Genomic DNA, 240 nt, shown 5'->3' with positions numbered 1-240 from the left:
CCGTACAGGCGGCCATTGCCACCGATGGCAAGAACCTGGCCGAAGTGTTGAACAAAGTGCATGCGGCCCGTCCGTCCGCCGTGTTGCTGGCCACGGCCGGCACGGTGTCGGTCGCGCTGGTGCGCGGCCTGCGCAAAAGCGTGCCCGGCGTGCTGCTCACGGGCCTGAGCGTGACCTTGCCCAACGACAGCCTCAAGCCGCTGGGCGACGACGCCCGGGGCCTTGCCATGACCATGGTCG

At 69.2% G+C, this 240-nt stretch carries 1 protein-coding gene; it reads left to right on the top strand.

Annotated features, from left to right (window positions below; all coding sequences use genetic code 11):
- Positions 1-240: hypothetical protein (locus ACSNOK_RS36010; protein ID WP_436784862.1), on the top strand; the 240-nt coding region annotated here is incomplete at both ends.

It is taken from the genome of Streptomyces sp. URMC 126 (assembly GCF_051386555.1).
Classification (GTDB): domain Bacteria; phylum Actinomycetota; class Actinomycetes; order Streptomycetales; family Streptomycetaceae; genus Streptomyces.
This window is presented reverse-complemented; position numbering and strand designations above follow the sequence as displayed.